The sequence below is a fragment of the Bradyrhizobium sp. I1.14.4 genome, from assembly GCF_050435825.1.
GTDB lineage: Bacteria > Pseudomonadota > Alphaproteobacteria > Rhizobiales > Xanthobacteraceae > Bradyrhizobium.
On the sequence record NZ_JBNDLA010000002.1, the window covers coordinates 625,014 to 640,260 of the forward strand.

Sequence of the window (15,247 nt, forward strand, 5' to 3'; positions counted from 1 at the left end):
GAGAGGCTGCCACCGCATCGACGGTGGCAGTTGTGTTCACCTTGGCGCGATGATCTACCTTTGAAAACCCTGCCGATACTCCAACGAAACGTGCAACACAGATGCCGCTTCATTCGACGATCGATCCCTCATCCTCCGAATTCGCCCGCAACGCCGATGTGATGCGCAGCCTGGTCGCGGAGCTCCGCGACAAGTTCAATCAGGTAGCCGGCGGCGGGGGCGAGACCTCGCGCAAGCGGCACACCTCGCGCGGCAAGATGCTGGCGCGCGATCGCGTCGATCTGCTGGTCGACCCCGGCACCGCGTTCCTGGAGTTGTCGCCGCTCGCCGCCAACGGCCTCTACGGCGGTGACGTGCATTCGGCCAGCGTCATCACCGGCGTCGGCCGCATCTCGGGGCGCGAATGCATCATCGTCGCCAACGACGCCACCATCAAGGGCGGCACCTATTACCCGATGACGGTGAAGAAGCACCTGCGCGCCCAGGACATCGCGCGGCAGAACAATCTGCCCTGCGTGTACATGGTGGATTCCGGCGGCGCCTTCCTGCCGCTGCAGGACGAGATCTTTCCCGACGAGCGGCATTTCGGCCGCATCTTCTACAACCAGGCCCAGATGTCGTCGCAGGGCATTCCGCAGATCGCGATCGTGATGGGCTCCTGCACCGCAGGCGGCGCCTATGTGCCGGCGATGTCGGACGAGAGCATCATCGTGCGTAATCAAGGCACGATCTTCCTCGGCGGCCCGCCGCTGGTGAAGGCGGCGACCGGCGAGGTCGTCACCGCCGAAGAGCTCGGCGGCGCCGATGTCCATTCGCGGCAGTCGGGGGTAACCGATCATTACGCGCAGAATGACGCCCATGCGATCGGGATCGCGCGCCGCATCGTCGGTACGCTGAAACAGCCAGCGAAGGCGCCGCTGAACATGCGCCCGCCGCGGGAGCCGCTGTTTCCGGCCGAGGAGATCTACGGCGTGGTCTCCGCCGACGGCCGCAAGCCGTTCGACGTGCACGACATCATCGCGCGGATCGTCGACGGCTCCGAGTTCGACGAGTTCAAGAAGCTGTACGGCACCACGCTGATCTGCGGATTCGCCCATATCTGGGGCTACCCGGTCGGCATCATCGCCAACAACGGTATCCTGTTCAGCGAGAGCGCGCTGAAGGGCGCGCACTTCATCGAGCTGTGCTGCCAGCGCGGCATTCCCTTGGTGTTCCTGCAGAACATCACCGGCTTCATGGTCGGCAAGAAATACGAGGCCGGCGGCATCGCGCGCGACGGCGCCAAGCTGGTGACAGCGGTTGCAACCGCCGGGGTGCCGAAATTCACCGTCGTGATCGGCGGCTCCTACGGGGCCGGCAATTACGGCATGTGCGGCCGCTCCTACAGCCCGCGCTTCCTCTGGCTGTGGCCGAACGCCCGCATTTCCGTGATGGGCGGCGAGCAGGCCTCGATGGTGCTCAGTCAAGTGCGGCGCGACGGCATCGAGGCCAAAGGCGAGAGCTGGTCGGCGGAAGAAGAAGACAAATTCCGCGAGCCGATCCGTGCGCAATACGAGAAGCAGGGCAATCCCTACTACGCCACGGCGCGGCTCTGGGACGATGGCGTGATCGATCCGGCCGATACCCGCCTGGTGCTCGGGCTCGGATTGTCGGCCGCTGCCAATGCGCCGATCGAGCCCACGAAATTCGGCCTGTTCAGGATGTGACGATGGACCGCTCAAAACTCACCCGGCGTTTCCGCACGCTTCTGATCGCCAACCGCGGCGAGATCGCCTGCCGCGTCATCCGCTCAGCGCGCGCCATGGGGCTGCGCACCGTCGCGGTCTATTCCGAGGCCGACCGCGACGCGATGCATGTCGCGCTTGCCGACGAGGCGGTGCTGCTCGGGCCTGCACGGGCCCGCGACAGCTATCTCAACATCGAGCGCGTCATCGCAGCTGCGCGCCAGAGCGGCGCGGAGGCGGTGCATCCCGGCTACGGCTTCCTGTCCGAAAATGCCGAGTTCGCGCAGGCCTGCCTCGAGGCCGGTCTGGTGTTCGTCGGCCCCACCGCCGCGATGATGACGGCGATGGGCTCGAAGTCCGGCTCGAAGGCGCTGATGGAGAAGGCCGGCGTGCCGCTGGTGCCCGGCTATCACGGCGAGGCGCAGGACGAGGCGACGCTGGCCGAGGCCGCCAACCGGATCGGCTTCCCTGTGCTGGTCAAGGCGTCGGCCGGCGGCGGTGGCCGCGGCATGCGCGTGGTCAATGCGGCGGCAGAATTGTCGGCCGCGATCACAAGCGCCAAGCGCGAGGCCAAGGCGGCATTCGGCGACGACCGCATGCTGATCGAGAAATATGTCCAGAACCCGCGCCACATCGAGGTGCAGATCATCGGCGACAGCCATGGCAATCTGCTCTCGCTGTGGGAGCGTGAATGCACGCTGCAGCGCCGGCACCAGAAGGTGATCGAGGAGGCGCCGTCGCCGACCCTCAACGCCGCGCAGCGCGAGACGGTCTGCGAGGCCGCCCGCAAGGCGGCCGGTGCGGTCAACTATGTCGGCGCCGGCACCATCGAGTTCGTCTCCGACGGCAAGGACGTGTTCTTTATCGAGATGAACACGCGTTTGCAGGTCGAGCATCCCGTCACCGAGCTGATCACCGGGATCGATCTGGTCGAATGGCAGTTGCGCGTTGCGTTCGGCGAGGCGCTGCCGCTGAGGCAGGACGAGATCAGGCTGAACGGGCACGCCATCGAGGCGCGCGTCTACGCGGAAAATCCGCAGAAGAACTTCATGCCCTCTGTCGGCCGCATCAAGACCTGGCGGACGCCGCCGGAAGGCGACGGCCTGCGCATCGACGCCGGCTATCGCAGCGGAGACAATGTCTCTCCGTACTACGACGCGATGCTCGCCAAGGTCATTGCCTGGGCGCCGACGCGCGAGGGCGCGATCGAGAAGCTCAATCGCGGACTGCAAGAGACCGATGTTTGCGGCATCGTCACCAACATCCCGTTCTTGTCGGCGCTGGTGACGCATCCGGATACGCGAGCCAACGCGATCGATACCGGCTTCATCGAGCGCGAGCTGAAGAACTTGACATCAGGCACAGGCGCGGCCGGCGAGTTCGAGCTCTGCGCGGCAGTGGCTGCGATCGTCAACGACGAACGCAAGGCCGCGCAAAGCGAGGCCAACTCGCCCTGGCGGGCCTTCGGCTGGATGCCGGTCGGCCGCCGTCAGCGTGTGTTCTCGTTGCGGCAGGGCCACGAGCCCGCCCAGACCATCGCGCTGCATTATGGCAATGGACCATCGACGCTATCCGTCGGCGGGCGCGAGCTCGCGTTTGCCATTTCGTCAGCCGGCGACGATGGCTTCGACCTGACGCTCAACGGTCTCAAGTCGCGCGTCGCCTCGGTCATCGAGGGCCACGAACTCTATCTGCGCACCCGCAACGGCCGCTTCGACCTGCACTGGGTCGATCCGTTCGGCGGCGAGAGCGAGGAGCAGGTCGGCGAGGACAAGATCGTCGCGCCCTTGCCGGGTACCGTGGTTGCGTTGCTGGCCGAGGTCGGCGCGACCTTGGAGAAGGGCGCGCCGATCCTGACGCTGGAAGTGATGAAGATGGAGCAGACCCTGCGCGCGCCCTATGCCGGGGTGCTGAAGAAGCTCAAATGCAAGGTCGGCGATATCGTCGGCGAGGGCGTCGAGCTTGCCGAAGTGGAGCCTGCGGCTGCGTCATGAGCGATCAGATCCATATTGTCGAGATGGGGCCGCGCGACGGCCTGCAGAACGAGAAGACGCCGGTCAGCGTCGAGGCGCGCATCGCCTTCGTCGAGGCGCTGGTGGCGGCGGGACTCGGCACCGTCGAGGTCGGCGCATTCGTGTCGCCGAAGGCGATCCCGCAGATGGCAAGCTCGGACCAGGTGCTGCGCGGCGTCAGCCAAATCAAGGACAAGGTCAAGGGCGCCGAATTCCACGTGCTGGTGCCGAACGAGAAGGGCTACGACGCCGCGCGCGCGGCCGGCGCCCAGGTGGTCTCGGTGTTCGCGGCGGCATCGGAAGGTTTTTCGCGCGCCAACATCAACTGCTCGATCGCGGAGTCGATCGAGCGCTTCAGGCCGGTGCTGGCACGGGCGAAGGCCGATGGCGTCAAGGTGCGGGGCTACGTCTCCTGTGTGCTGGGTTGTCCGTTCGACGGCGAGATCAAGCCGAAGGCGGTCGCCGACCTCGCCGTGACCCTGTGGGATCTCGGCTGCTACGAAATCTCGCTCGGCGACACCATCGGCGTCGGCACGCCACTCAAAGCCAAGGAGATGCTGCGTGCGGTCGGCGCCGAGCTTCCGGTCCGCAACCTCGCGATGCACTTCCACGACACCTATGGCCAGGCGCTCGCCAATCTCTATGCCGGCATGGAGGAGGGCGTGCGCGTGATCGACTCCGCCGCCGGCGGCCTCGGTGGCTGCCCTTATGCGCCGGGTGCTACCGGCAACGTCGCGACCGAAGACGTCGTCTACATGCTCGAGGGCATGGGTGTGAAAACCGGTATCGACATGGACAAGCTTTTGGCCGCGACGAACGAGATGGCCGGGTTGCTCGGCCGCCCGCCTGTCAGCCGCGTCGCCTCCGCGCTGAATGCGAAGCGGAAGCGCCTCAGCGCGTGAGCTGAGGCGCGCACTCATGGATTTCGGCGATGCCCGCTTCGCTCCGATAACGACCGGTTTAGCGCAGACGCAGCAAATGACGCGAAGGGCCAAAACCGGCCATGCAACGCACCAGGGATAATTCGCTTCGCGGCGCCAGCCTCGGGACTCTTTCCGAGCAGTGCCATCGTGAAATACGCCCCGACCATTCGGTTGCGCGTTGAAGCTCCCAGCATGAAGGACGGTGTGCTCATCTGCTTGGCAGGTATTCTCTCCCGCGACAAAATCGGGGCACGTTCACCCTGCGTTCAGCCACAGGTTCTTACCCTGATCCTTGCGGCAGGCGCTCACCGGTGGAGATGCGGATATGTCGAATGCTCAAGACGCCTTCGATGCTGTCGGGAAAGTCGTTGATTGGATAGACGCTTGTAAGCAGCATCGGCTGGATGTGCTGCTAGACCTCTACGATGACGCGGCGACCATTGAATGCTGCGAAGGCGGAAGCTTTCGAGGTCGATCCGCGATGGAATGGTACTGGCGCTCGAAGCTGGCCGGACCAGCAGCCTGTGCATTTGTGATCGACGCACTGTGTCCTGAGTCGGACGGCGTGTCTCTCGACTATCGGGGATATGACGGGAAACCAGTACGCGCACATTTCCGGTTCAACGATGCCGGGAAAATCATCCTCACCGGGTTCGCGACGATCAAACAAGCTGCTTAGACTTTTCGCCTGATCGTGTAAGCCGTCTGGCGCCTCGTGGGGACTTGTAACGGTGCAAGCTGAAGAGGCCGCCTGCACGAGAATGGCTATCGTCTCAAGCAAGGACAGCCTCGATTCTATAAAAGAAAAAGCCCGCGCTTCTTCGGGCTTTTTATATTACCAACCGCGGTACCCACCGCCGCCAAAGCTAAAGCTTACACTCGGTCCGCCATAACCATAGCCGCCGCCATAATATGGCCCGGGAGCGTACCCGTAGCTCCTGTAGTACGGGCGGTAGTGACGATATCCATAGTGACGATATCTATAGTGGCGATATCCATAGTGATGATATCCATAGTGGCGATATCCATAATGGCGATAATAGCGACGGCGTGAGCTGAAGTCAGTTGACGACTGGCTTATGTCGGTTGCGGCCTTTGCCTTCACCGTGTTGTCTGCTGCGCTTGCAGCGGAACCGCCAAGCAGCGCGGCTGCGCCAACCGCCATTGCGATGCACAACGTTTTCATATGAGCAACTCCCATGTTCCGTGTGGAGTAATCAATCACTGGCGGCATTCTTTCGTTCCGAAGAACGTCATTAAAGCCCGCCACCGAAATGGCCGGGGCGTGTAGGGGACGCCGGACGGCCGAAAATCACCCTAAGGTTCGCTTCGGGTCATTCGCGACGGGTCTGGCCGCCAGCAAGCCCGGCTATGTCCGCTATGCCCGGATGGCGACCAGATTCCGCATCGCCGCGAAATGGCGCGATGGGCCACGAGCCGACATTCCTAGACTGGGAGCCGCAGTCGCCGCTTCCGCCCATTACGCCCATTACGGTGACGGTGCATTAAATTGACTTATTGCCATTCTCGATGCCGATCTGTTCGACCGTCTGCAGCGATGGCCGGACGTGTCCTCAAGCCAGGCAAACGCGGGCCGAAGCCGTCCGGGCCGGAAGAGGATTGAGTATGGTCACCGCCGGGGAGTTAAGTGCACTGTCACCGTAATTTCTGTCACCGTAATTTCACTGTCACCGTAATTCCGGCAACCCCGATCATGCGAATGGCTTAGGGACTGAGTGGCGTGAGGGCGTTGCGCAGTGGCGCGCTGGAAATTTGCATTAAACCCGCAAATGGTTGACCGAGCTCCAGGACCAGGTAGATCGCTCCGGCGGCCGACAATGCAAAAACGAACAGCGAGCTGAAAACGGTTGCGCTGGGTTTGGCAAACAGGCCGAAGCTTCCAAAGATGATGGTGAGCCAGAAAATCAGCACCACCAGGAACGGCATAGGGATTGAGTTGTTCGTCTGTGCGAACAGCAGCAGGCGGGTTTGCGCAATGTCGGTGGCGATCTGTATGGCCCTGGCTTGCAGGGAGCGCTGGGAATCGTTCTGCGGCGAAAGGTGCTGAAGCTTCGCAAAGAATGCGTCGCTTGCGGCACTCGCCTCGAAGGGGTTTGCCTTCGCAACCTCGGAACTTTTCTCGCGCCACATTCGATCGGCTAAAACGCCGATGCCGTGCCGTAACAGATTGCGTACGTCATTCGTTTCCGGTCCGTACTGCGCCATCAGATTGTCGAGCAGGACAACATTACTCGTCATCTGCGTGACTTGAGTGCTCTGCGTATCGTAGGAGCCCTTTGCCGAGGCGATCAGCAGGCCGAGGACAAGCGCGGCTATTGTCCCGATGAGGCCCGTGCCCAGCCTGACCACATCCTTGTCATCGGTGCTCAGGTGATGCCCAGGAAGGAACATACCGAGCAGGGCGCCACCCGAGATGCATACAAATGTGATGCACGATAACGCGATTGCATTCATGATTCACCGGTGTCGCGAGGCAGCGGAGGTCTCTGCTGGTCGTCCGGTTGAGCAACAGAGCGACGAGCTTGACAGCACCCTGCGCCGAACAACGGGCGCTGTCACAACGGGCGCCGTCGTCACCACGGCAGCCCCGCAGGCGGCGACGCAGCCCGCGCGAACCACCCCACCAGCGCAAACGACGGCGCCTGCTTCCATCGTGCTAAAGGCGATGAGGCTTCCTGCCAGCAATACAGGAATCATTAGATGTTTCATGACGGCTCTGCCTGAGTTGTTATTCTGTGGTTCCGGCAATCGCGGTACCGCGACGTGTCGCCACCGCCGCGGAGGCAACTGCGGGTCCTTTAGCGATCGATGTGCGTCGGTCGTGAATCAAGCTCTCCAGCCGGTGGGCTGCCACGTTCAATGTGGCATCATCCACCGCGCTCTCGTCTCCAGCAGCAGATTTGGCGCGCTCCGCCTTTAGAGTGCCGTCGATTTCTTCTTCGATATCCGAAAGCTCAGCCTCCGTATCGACTTTCCGAATCCGGCGCGCCAGGGCATAGAGAGAATCGAGCGGGCCTTCGGTTGCGCGGTTGCCGACGCCCAGGAATTTCCACGCCGCCGCAAGCATGGTGGCAGCGCCACCCAGTACCATCGGCGTCAAATAGATCCAGTTGCCGTATTCATCCATGAAGCTCTGCGTGGTGCTGTTGTAGACGGCTGCCGCGCCGGGGTGCAGTGGAAGGTAGGCATCTTGGTCGGTGCTGGGCGCGGTGATCTGCGCGAAAATCGGCTGCTCGCGCAGAAGGTTCCTGCGCGCGCTCATGATTGCCTCCGTGAGGTTGGTTACCAGATCAGTGCCGAGCTTCTTTTGCGCAACCAGATATAGTGAGGTCCTTAGGGTCGTCAGGTCATCTTCCGGGACCGGCGGCGATCCCCGCAGCGTGCCCTTCGGGACGTCGAAGCTTTCAAAGGCGCGTTCATTCTCTGCAATTGCCCCCGCGGACTCGATTGGGATCAGTACCGGGACCTTTTTATGGTCGAGCTGAAAAAATCCGCGAACGAGCGAGAGGTATTTTTCGGCGAGCGGGATCACGACAAGCAGGGCACCGACCTGTTTTGACTGAATGGCTTGCCGGACATCCGTCAAAGCAAGGTTCTTGAATACAGCTTTTGCGCCCGCCAGATCGTATTCCTTGGTCAACACGTTGACAATCTTGGTGTTCGCTACTCCGCCGACCACGCCGACTGCGCGTCCCTTCAGGCTGCCAATGCTGTCGATGAACGATCCCGGCGGGGCGATGATCAGTACGACCATATGGCTGACGACGACGACGGCTTGCGCCTGCGACAAGTCGCCGACATCGCCGCGAACTACAGCGAGATCGACCTTACCCGCGGAGAAAGCGGCAGCGGCCTCAAGCGCTGTGCCGCTATCGATGACCTTGAGCCGGACCGGTGCGTTCGTTGAAACGAACTCGCTTGCCATGGCTGACATTGCCTTGGCAGCCTCGCCGTCGATCGAACCGACCGCCACGGTCAGTGTTGCGGGGCGGGTGTAGTACCGATAGGCGAGGAAACCTGCGCCTGCCGCAAAGGCGGCGACGCCGATAAGCAGGAAAAAGCGAAGCCAGAGCGGCAATTTTATCGACATCATGCTCGTCACTCCAGGCGAGTCGGCCCACGGAAATCGCTGCATGCCTTAATTGCAGCGCTTACAACCGCCCGCACCCCCAAACTCGCGGAAATTGAATAGTATGTATCAGAATTGTGGGCCGATGTCCGGCTCTGCCCAGGTTCGAAACGGGTCATTCGCGAAGGGGTCTGGCCGCCAGCGAGCCCGGCTATGTCCGCTATGGCCGGATGGCGACCAAATTCCGCATCGCAGCGAAATGGCGCGATGGGCCACGAGCCGACATTCCTGGGAGACGCAGTCGCCGCCTCCTGGCAGTATGCCAATTGGGCCTTCGGGCGAAGCCACCTGTTTCTCAGGCGCGTCAGGTGGCGTAGAATGTATTTGCCCTTGAAGCGGGACGTGCCGAAATCGCCGTTCGGGCGAACGAGCAGCAACCAGTGCCATCGGCAGGTACGCTCTCTTAAGAGACCGACCCTTTTTTCGGTTTCGCACCACCATTCACCACGAATGTGCGCGCCGCTTCTGCGGCGGCTTGTTGCGTAACCTCGGGAGAAAATCGATGAACAAGATCGATCGAAGGTCAGCACTGGGAATCGGGTTGGCAGCGGCTTCGGCGGCTATGATGAAGGCCGCCGCCGCCCAAACTACGGGCTACAAGGATGCGACGCCGTGGCCAGGTGTCGTGGTGCGTGCTTATGATGGCGAGACAGCATCCCTCATCCCCGGTTTTAAGACCGTGTCAATGCGCGATGTCATCATGCAGCCGGGATCGAAGACGATGGGTCCTCCGATGATGAATGCCATGATCTGCCATATCCCCGAGGGGGAGCTTCGGATCGAGCAGGAGGGAAAGACCTTTACGGCCAAGAAGAGCTTTGTCTGGACCTGCAACAAGGACACAAAAGAGCAGGCGTTCAACGATGGGAACGTGGTCGCAATCATGCGGATCACGGACCTGAAGGCTTAAGGCTCGTTTCTTTGCAAGAGACCGATTGCAGGCGCGGATGGCCTACGCGACGAGGATGCTGTCGCTGAGAGTCTTCTTTGGGTCAGGACTCCACCGGACGCCGCCGCGCGCGTGGCCGGCGCCGAGGTGGTCTCGGTGTTCGCGGCGGCATCGGAAGGTTTTTCGCGCGCCAACATCAACTGCTCGATCGTGGAGTCGATCGAGCGCTTCAAGCCGGTGCTGGCCCGCGCCAAGACCGATGGCGTCAAGGTAGCGCGGCTACATCTCCTGCGTGCTCGGTTGTCCGTTCGACGGCGAGATCAAGCCGAAGGCGGTCGCCGACCTCGCCGTGACCCTGTGGGATCTCGGCTGCTACGAAATCTCGCTCGGCGACACCATCGGCGTCGGCACACCACTCAAAGCCAAGGAAATGCTGCGTGCGGTCGGCGCCGAGCTTCCGGTCCGCAACCTCGCGATGCACTTCCACGACACCTACGGCCAGGCGCTCGCCAATCTCTATGCCGGCATGGAGGAGGGCGTCCGCGTCATCTATGCCGCCGCCGGCGGCCTCGGCGGCTGCCCCTATGCGCCCGGTGCCACCGGCAATGTGGCGACGGAGGATGTCGTGTGCATGCTCGAGGGCAAGGGCGTGAAAACCGGTATCGACATGGACAAGCTGCTGGCCGCGACGAACGAGGTAGCCGGATTGCTCGGCCGCCCGCCGGTCAGCCGCGTCGCCTCCGCGCTGAATGCGAAGCGGTAGCGGCTCAGCGGATCGTGGGATGAGTGGAGCGAAGGGATGCCCATCGCATCTCCGCGCGTATTGATGGGTATCGCTGCGTACACCCATCCTACGCGCTGAACTGAGTTGCCCCTAGCGGTAGGTCAAGTCCTCAGTGCGAAAATATTTCGGTTTATCGGAACGGCAACTCGGTGTATAGATTGACCCGTCTCACCCGATCGAGGGGCGCTTCGCGGTCGTCACGAACGTGGGTCGAGATGCGGTGGACGCCGAGCGTGGTCCTGACGAGAGCGCGCAAGGCGGACGGTGAAGTCGTGCAGGCCTGACGCCCTAGTGGCAGGTGTCCTCTCGCATTGCGCGGTGCGCGTTGCGAAGGCGGTGACAAAAAAGCCCAGTCTCGCCGGGGAGAGCACGTATAAGCCGTAACCCATCGCGCAGGGAAAGCCGGGTTGTTTCCGGTTACACCTGTGGTCCTACCCCCGAGCTTTCTACCCATTGCTCGGGGCCCATGGGTGCGATCGGCACCCGGCTTTCCCTGCGCCCTCTGTTCTAGAGAGGGCGACGATCGATCAACAACTCGGGCGAGTTCCGTCGCGAGAGCGCAATCTCTTGTTCATCCTGTCAGGTCTGCGTCAGCTTCCCCATAAGAACCAATAATACATGGTTGCGCGGCGGCCACGATTGTTGCGCTGTCGCAACAGTTCTTAACCATTTAACCTTAGAAGCAGCCGGTTGGCAGTCGCGCCGCTTTTTGGCCACACCCCGACATGAAAGGATATTCACGTAGCTGAATAGCCGGCGCTCGCGACGACGGGACTTTTCGAACGGTTCCCGCGTTGACAGACGAAACAGCGCCGGGAACAGGGTCGCGATGGACGCCAAGATGGACGCCAAGACGAACATCAAGGGCAGGCTGCCGAGCCGTCACGTGACGGAGGGGCCTCAGCGCGCGCCGCATCGTTCCTATCTCTACGCGATGGGGCTGACGACAGCCCAGATTCATCAACCCTTTGTCGGCGTTGCTTCATGTTGGAATGAAGCTGCCCCTTGCAACATCTCGCTGATGCGCCAGGCGCAGGCGGTGAAGAAGGGCGTGGCGTCGGCCGGCGGCACGCCGCGCGAGTTCTGCACCATCACCGTGACCGACGGCATCGCCATGGGCCATGACGGCATGCGCTCGTCGCTGCCGTCGCGCGAATGCATCGCCGATTCGGTCGAACTGACCGTTCGCGGCCATGCCTATGACGCGCTGGTCGGGCTCGCCGGCTGCGACAAGTCGCTGCCGGGCATGATGATGGCGATGGTCCGTCTCAACGTGCCCTCGATCTTCATCTATGGCGGCTCGATCCTGCCCGGCAACTTCCGCGGGCAGCCGGTGACCGTGCAGGACATGTTCGAGGCGGTCGGCAAGCACTCGGTCGGCGCCATGTCGGACGAGGACCTCGACGAGATCGAGCGGGTGGCGTGCCCGTCGGCCGGCGCCTGCGGCGCCCAGTTCACCGCCAACACCATGGCGACTGTCTCCGAGGCGATCGGCCTGGCGCTCCCGTATTCCGCGGGGGCCCCGGCTCCTTACGAGATCCGCGACGCCTTCTGTGCCGCCGCCGGCGAGAAGGTGATGGAGCTGATCGAGAAAAACATCCGGCCGCGCGACATCGTCACCCGGGAAGCCCTTGAAAATGCTGCGGCCGTGGTTGCGGCCTCAGGCGGTTCGACCAATGCTGCGCTGCACCTGCCGGCGATCGCGCATGAGTGCGGCATCAAGTTCGACCTGTTCGACGTTGCCGAAATCTTTAAAAAGACTCCTTACGTCGCGGATTTGAAGCCGGGCGGCCGTTATGTTGCCAAAGACATGTTCGAGGTTGGTGGCATTCCGCTGCTGATGAAAACGCTGCTCGACAATGGCCACCTGCACGGGAATTGCCTGACCGTCACTGGCCGAACGATCGCCGAAAACCTCAAAAGCGTGAAGTGGAATCCGCACCAGGATGTGGTGCGGCCCGCCGACAATCCGATCACCGTGACAGGCGGTGTTGTCGGGTTGAAGGGTAATCTCGCTCCGGAGGGTGCGATCGTGAAGGTCGCGGGAATGTCCAACCTGAGGTTTACCGGTCCGGCCCGGTGCTTCGACCGCGAGGAAGACGCCTTCGAGGCGGTGCAGAAGCGCACCTACAAGGAAGGCGAGGTTATCGTGATCCGCTACGAGGGACCGAAGGGCGGTCCCGGGATGCGGGAGATGCTCGCGACAACGGCGGCGCTGACCGGGCAGGGGATGGGCGGCAAGATTGCCCTGATCACCGATGGCCGGTTCTCCGGCGCCACGCGTGGCTTCTGCATCGGACATATTGGACCTGAAGCGGCCGTCGGCGGGCCGATCGGGTTGTTGCAAGACGGCGACATCATCGAGATCGATGCGGTCGCCGGCACCCTTAACGTAAAATTGAGCGACGCCGAACTCGCAAATCGTAAGACCAAATGGGCCCCTCGCGCGACGAACCATACATCTGGTGCGCTGTGGAAGTACGCCGAGCAAGTGGGGCCGGCGGTGGATGGCGCAGTCACCCATCCGGGTGGCGCGTGCGAGAAACAGTGTTATGCGGACGTTTAGGCGTACGATATTGGCGTTTGCGTTAGGGGCCATCCCGGTGGCAGGCCCCGGATTTGGATTCGACGGCGCCCCGGTCAGCCCGCAGGACACGGTTCTTCCGGTGGTCGCTCCGCAGCCCGGCTCAGCCGCCGCGCTGAAGCGGGCCGCCACGCCGGTGGGGCCTGCGGCGACATCGCCGACTTCCTCCTTCAGCACCCTGCAGTACCAGGCCGAGGGCGGTCACCCCGTGGCGCAATGGAAGCTCGGCAAGATGTACGCCGAGGGCGACGGCGTCATCCAGGACGACATGCGCGCCTTCGAGTACTTCAGCCGGATCGCCAATGCGCATGCCGAGGATTCTCCGTCGGCGCCGCAGGCCTCGATCGTGGCCAACGCCTTCGTGGCGCTCGGCCGCTATTATCTGAACGGCATTCCCAATTCCAAGGTGAAGGTCGACACCGAGCGGGCGCGGGAGATGTTCTCCTATGCCGCATCCTATTTCGGCAATGCCGACGCCCAGTACGACCTTGCCCGGCTGTACCTGAAGACGCCGGACGCCTCGCGGGACGACTTCCGCTATGGCGCGCGCTGGCTGGGCCTCGCCGCTCAGAAGGGCCAGCATCAGGCGCAGGCGCTGCTTGGCCAGATGCTGTTCAACGGCGACCGGCTGCCGCCGCAGCGGGCACGCGGCCTGATGTGGCTCACCCTGGCGCGCGACAGCGCGACGCCGGAGGAAGCCTGGATCAAGGAAAGCTACAACCGGGCGATCGCCAAGGCCTCCGAAGACGACCGCGCGATGGCGTTGCAGATGCTCGAGCACTGGGTGCAGGGCCGCCGGGATTGATATCCCGGTCGGCGGGCCGCGTCAGGCGGTCTCGAAATCGAGATCGGCCCAGACCGGGACATGGTCGGACGGCTTCTCCCAGGCGCGGACATAGCTGTCGATGCCGACATCGATCAGCCGGTCGCTGGCCTGCGGCGACATCAGCAGATGATCGATCCGCAGGCCCCAGTTCTTCTGCCAGGCGCCGGCCTGGTAGTCCCAGAAGGTGTACTGGCCGGGATCGTCATTGACCGCACGCAGCGCATCGGTCAGGCCGAGGCCGAGCAGCGACTGGAAGGCCTCGCGGGTCGCCGGGCGGAACAGGGCGTCATCGGCCCAGGCCGCCGGATTGTAGACGTCGCGGGCCGCCGGGATGACGTTGAAGTCGCCGGCCAGGATCAGCGGCTCCTCGGCCTTAAGCCGCTCCTTCGCGTACTCAAGAAGCCGCGACATCCATCTGAGCTTGTACGGGTATTTGTCGGTATTCGCGGGGTTGCCATTGGGCAGATAAAGACACGCCACCCGCACCACGCCCTGCTTCAGCGTGACGACGCCTTCGATGAAGCGGGCATGGGCATCCTCGTCGTCGCCGGCGAGGCCTGATTTGGTCTCGTCGAACGGCAGCTTGGAGAGCAGCGCGACGCCGTTGAAGGTCTTCTGGCCGTGGGTGACAACATTATATCCGAGCGCCTCGACCTCGAGCCTGGGGAACGCGTCGTCGACGCATTTGATCTCCTGCAGGCAGACGATGTCGGGGGAACACTCCTTCAGCCAGCTGACCAGGAGTTCGATCCGTTGCCGGACCGAGTTGACGTTCCAGGTCGCAATCCGAACTGCCATCGGACGTCCTTTATCCTATGGGGCGTTCGTGTGAACTTGAGCCCCGCCTAAACCAAGCGTTTCCGCATCTCGATATGTGGGATCCCGGCTTCGTCGAATTCCTCGCCGACCCGTTCGAAACCGACGCGAGCGTAGAACGGCTCGGCGTGGGTCTGCGCGTTGAGGATCAGTTCCGGATAGCCGAGTTCGGCCGCCTTGGCCATCAGCGCGCCCAGAACGCGGGCGCCCATGCCTGTGCCGCGTGCCACTTTGAGCACCGCCATGCGGCCGATGTGGCCGTCCGGCAGCAGTCGGCCCGTAGCGATGGGGGAGCCGTCCTCGGCAAACGCCAGCGCGTGCCAGCTCGACGCATCCATGTCGTCCCATTCCAGTTCCACCGGCACACGCTGCTCTTCGACAAAGACGCTGTGCCGGATGGCTCGAGAGCGTTCGCGGGCTTCTTCCCAGGCGCAGACAAGGACGGAGATCGACATGAGATGGGGATACGGAAAATTCGATGTAGAGGCGAAGCCGCACGATTTTACTTAGGTGGCATACCATGGGCGGTCCGCCTGTGC

General features: G+C 62.9%; 11 protein-coding genes and 1 pseudogene. 8 read left to right on the forward strand and 4 right to left on the reverse strand.

The window, feature by feature from the left end; all coding sequences use genetic code 11:
• The first annotated feature begins 101 nt into the window (after positions 1-101).
• The 4 genes from ABIB78_RS06785 to ABIB78_RS06800 all read left to right on the forward strand — a co-directional run bounded on the left by ABIB78_RS06785 (position 102) and on the right by ABIB78_RS06800 (position 5,338).
• Entirely contained in the window at positions 102-1,706 is a 1,605-nt protein-coding gene (locus ABIB78_RS06785) for a carboxyl transferase domain-containing protein (protein WP_429022857.1), read from the forward strand.
• A gap of 2 nt (positions 1,707-1,708) precedes the next feature.
• Complete coding sequence (locus ABIB78_RS06790; RefSeq protein ID WP_429022859.1) at positions 1,709-3,718, forward strand: acetyl/propionyl/methylcrotonyl-CoA carboxylase subunit alpha; 2,010 nt, start codon at positions 1,709-1,711, stop codon at positions 3,716-3,718.
• Positions 3,715-4,638: a hydroxymethylglutaryl-CoA lyase gene (locus ABIB78_RS06795; RefSeq protein ID WP_429022862.1), complete on the forward strand. Its 924-nt coding sequence runs from the start codon at positions 3,715-3,717 to the stop codon at positions 4,636-4,638. Before ABIB78_RS06790 ends, ABIB78_RS06795 begins: the two co-directional genes overlap by 4 nt.
• 346 nt (positions 4,639-4,984) lie before the next feature.
• The gene (locus ABIB78_RS06800; protein ID WP_429022865.1) at positions 4,985-5,338 is read left to right on the forward strand and encodes a nuclear transport factor 2 family protein; all 354 of its coding nucleotides are present in this window, start codon (positions 4,985-4,987) and stop codon (positions 5,336-5,338) included.
• 1,046 nt (positions 5,339-6,384) lie between these two features.
• On the opposite strand, the gene ABIB78_RS06805 is transcribed toward ABIB78_RS06800, so the two are convergent.
• Positions 6,385-7,134 (reverse strand): DUF4239 domain-containing protein, encoded by a 750-nt coding sequence (locus tag ABIB78_RS06805; protein WP_429022867.1) that lies wholly within the window; start codon positions 7,132-7,134, stop codon positions 6,385-6,387.
• A gap of 274 nt (positions 7,135-7,408) precedes the next feature.
• Positions 7,409-8,773: a TAXI family TRAP transporter solute-binding subunit gene (locus ABIB78_RS06810; protein ID WP_429022870.1), complete on the reverse strand. Its 1,365-nt coding sequence runs from the start codon at positions 8,771-8,773 to the stop codon at positions 7,409-7,411.
• Positions 8,774-9,311: 538 nt separating this feature from the next.
• Here ABIB78_RS06810 and ABIB78_RS06815 point away from each other — a divergent pair.
• From ABIB78_RS06815 to ABIB78_RS06830, 4 genes and pseudogenes are all read left to right on the forward strand, one after another.
• Entirely contained in the window at positions 9,312-9,719 is a 408-nt protein-coding gene (locus tag ABIB78_RS06815; protein ID WP_429022871.1) for a hypothetical protein, read from the forward strand.
• A 102-nt stretch (positions 9,720-9,821) separates the two neighbouring features.
• Positions 9,822-10,461, forward strand: a pseudogene (locus tag ABIB78_RS06820) (hydroxymethylglutaryl-CoA lyase); the annotation flags it as partial.
• A gap of 862 nt (positions 10,462-11,323) precedes the next feature.
• Entirely contained in the window at positions 11,324-13,048 is a 1,725-nt protein-coding gene (ilvD, locus tag ABIB78_RS06825) for a dihydroxy-acid dehydratase (RefSeq protein WP_429022874.1), read from the forward strand.
• The gene (locus tag ABIB78_RS06830) at positions 13,035-13,871 is read left to right on the forward strand and encodes a tetratricopeptide repeat protein (RefSeq protein WP_429022875.1); all 837 of its coding nucleotides are present in this window, start codon (positions 13,035-13,037) and stop codon (positions 13,869-13,871) included. The genes ilvD and ABIB78_RS06830 overlap by 14 nt, the downstream gene beginning before the upstream one ends.
• 21 nt (positions 13,872-13,892) lie before the next feature.
• On the opposite strand, the gene xth is transcribed toward ABIB78_RS06830, so the two are convergent.
• Both xth and ABIB78_RS06840 read right to left on the reverse strand, forming a co-directional pair.
• Positions 13,893-14,690 carry an exodeoxyribonuclease III gene (xth, locus tag ABIB78_RS06835; protein WP_429022877.1) on the reverse strand — a complete coding sequence of 266 codons (798 nt, stop codon included), beginning with the start codon at positions 14,688-14,690 and terminating at the stop codon, positions 13,893-13,895.
• Between the two features lie 47 nt (positions 14,691-14,737).
• A complete protein-coding gene (locus ABIB78_RS06840; RefSeq protein ID WP_429022879.1) occupies positions 14,738-15,163 on the reverse strand; it encodes a GNAT family N-acetyltransferase in 426 nt (141 codons plus the stop codon).
• Positions 15,164-15,247: the final 84 nt, after the last annotated feature.

What these genes read in the sequence shown, in the direction of transcription:
- ABIB78_RS06785 (WP_429022857.1), top strand. Translation starts at nt 102, where the DNA reads ATGCCGCTTCATTCGACGATCGATCCCTCATCCTCCGAATTCGCCCGC.
- ABIB78_RS06790 (WP_429022859.1), top strand. Translation starts at nt 1,709, where the DNA reads ATGGACCGCTCAAAACTCACCCGGCGTTTCCGCACGCTTCTGATCGCC.
- ABIB78_RS06795 (WP_429022862.1), top strand. Translation starts at nt 3,715, where the DNA reads ATGAGCGATCAGATCCATATTGTCGAGATGGGGCCGCGCGACGGCCTG.
- ABIB78_RS06800 (WP_429022865.1), top strand. Translation starts at nt 4,985, where the DNA reads ATGTCGAATGCTCAAGACGCCTTCGATGCTGTCGGGAAAGTCGTTGAT.
- ABIB78_RS06805 (WP_429022867.1), bottom strand. Translation starts at nt 7,134, where the DNA reads ATGAATGCAATCGCGTTATCGTGCATCACATTTGTATGCATCTCGGGT.
- ABIB78_RS06810 (WP_429022870.1), bottom strand. Translation starts at nt 8,773, where the DNA reads ATGATGTCGATAAAATTGCCGCTCTGGCTTCGCTTTTTCCTGCTTATC.
- ABIB78_RS06815 (WP_429022871.1), top strand. Translation starts at nt 9,312, where the DNA reads ATGAACAAGATCGATCGAAGGTCAGCACTGGGAATCGGGTTGGCAGCG.
- ilvD (WP_429022874.1), top strand. Translation starts at nt 11,324, where the DNA reads ATGGACGCCAAGACGAACATCAAGGGCAGGCTGCCGAGCCGTCACGTG.
- ABIB78_RS06830 (WP_429022875.1), top strand. Translation starts at nt 13,035, where the DNA reads ATGCGGACGTTTAGGCGTACGATATTGGCGTTTGCGTTAGGGGCCATC.
- xth (WP_429022877.1), bottom strand. Translation starts at nt 14,690, where the DNA reads ATGGCAGTTCGGATTGCGACCTGGAACGTCAACTCGGTCCGGCAACGG.
- ABIB78_RS06840 (WP_429022879.1), bottom strand. Translation starts at nt 15,163, where the DNA reads ATGTCGATCTCCGTCCTTGTCTGCGCCTGGGAAGAAGCCCGCGAACGC.